Origin of the sequence: Photorhabdus tasmaniensis, from assembly GCF_011189505.1 — a bacterium.
Taxonomy (GTDB): domain Bacteria; phylum Pseudomonadota; class Gammaproteobacteria; order Enterobacterales; family Enterobacteriaceae; genus Photorhabdus; species Photorhabdus tasmaniensis.
Genome location: NZ_PUJU01000140.1, coordinates 1 through 1,636, shown reverse-complemented (window position 1 = coordinate 1,636; position 1,636 = coordinate 1). Strand labels below are relative to the sequence as shown.

At 40.5% G+C, this 1,636-nt stretch carries 1 protein-coding gene and 1 pseudogene; both read left to right on the top strand.

The window, feature by feature from the left end; all coding sequences use genetic code 11:
• Positions 1-122: 122 nt before the first annotated feature.
• Positions 123-206, top strand: a pseudogene (locus C5471_RS25135) (RHS repeat-associated core domain-containing protein); the annotation flags it as partial.
• A gap of 413 nt (positions 207-619) precedes the next feature.
• Positions 620-1,042 carry a hypothetical protein gene (locus C5471_RS23145; protein ID WP_133814504.1) on the top strand — a complete coding sequence of 141 codons (423 nt, stop codon included), beginning with the start codon at positions 620-622 and terminating at the stop codon, positions 1,040-1,042.
• The last annotated feature ends 594 nt before the right edge of the window (positions 1,043-1,636 follow it).

The window sequence follows — 1,636 nt, the reverse complement described above, 5'->3', positions numbered from 1 at the left end:
GTGCCCGTCGGGACGAGTTGATAGGTTCTTTAACAGGGTGGGAAAACGCGGCGGAGAAAAAGGCTGCTAAATCAAGGGGAAAAGTCCGCTCAACGGTATGATGGCGTCGGGATAGTCCCTAAGACCCTTTGGGGTTAGCTGGCGGCGTAAATCCTTACAGTTACGTGCATAATCCTGTGAGTTGGGTTGACCCTCTGGGGTTAGCAGGTGGGGTAGGCAATAAAGGGGATGCTCCAACTCAGCAAACACCATCAGAATTTGCGAGAGGTTGGCAAGGAAGCGGCCAGTATCCGGGGGTTGATCATTTCAGAGATATTACTGTCAAAAAAGGCACAATATTGATGGCAGGGGCACCAGGGCAAGGAAACTTCTATACAACTGTTAGGGCGATAGAAAGAAGAGGATATTCTAAAGAAGGTGTATTTAAAGGGTTACAAGTTTTCCCTCATGAACAATTTGGATACAGGCCTGGCATGACAGCTTATAGAGTTCTAGAAGATACGCCTGCTGCTTTTAGTATAGTGAGAGCTAACCCTAAAGCTGGCCCAGGTGGATTACCTCAAATTGTTATTGAAAAATATGAAGGAATGTTAGAACCCTTATACTCGGTGAAATTGAAATGATATATATTAACGGTGATATAAATCTAAATGGAATAATAATAAACCCATTGATTACATTGGATGACTTTATAACCCTAACATTGGATCTTAATCCAAAAAAAATGTATGACTTTGAAGATAGCATCAGTTATTCAATAGATGACATCCTCTTTTTAGATAAAAATTATATTGTCAGCATTGTTTTCAAGAATGGGATTATTGATTTTATTAAATTACTACCATTCGACAAGGAAAAAGAGAATGAGATCAATGTGTTTACCAACGAAAACCAAATGAGAAACAAATTAATAAATGACAATTTATTAAAATTATTGTTTGGTTCATCAGAGAAACTTTTTTTCCTATGGGGAAGTATTGAGTCTGTGGCAGATAATAGATCAGGTATGTCATACATCATCATTGCATATAAACAACAATAGTTGTTTGAGTTAAATACAAAAAGCCGGAAAGATCCCCGTGATATTCCGGCTTTCTTCGTTTTTAAGGGTCGCGGTAGGAATAGCCGTTACCAGCTACCCCCCGCACAGATCCGGACGTGCGCTACTAACGCGTCCGGCTCCTACCTCAGGTGTTTGGCGTAAAAGCGCTGCAAAGGATAAGGATGCACAATTCGGGGGGATGGTATCCATTTGTTTACCAGTGACGGGCCGGTGCTGACTCTGGGCTATAACCTGAGCGGGCAGCTGACGGAAATTACCCGTACCGATTAAGGTGTACGTAAAAGAATATTATCCAAATAGATGAGTATCAAACATTTTATCGTCAGTTATTTAACAGCATCAGAGAAGATAAAAAGTGAATATAATCCACGTTCGTTAAACATAAAACACAATATCCGATGATGATTAAACTTAACAAAAAGCAGAGGTTTAAAGGGGTAAAAACGTAGGGTGAGATCGCGAACGTTATTTAATCAAAATCGTTCAGTTTGACCCACGGAGCTACTTATGATCTCATACTCCTTTTTTCAGGAGTGCCCCCATGAATATCGACGCTTTTTCTCAGTATTTCGG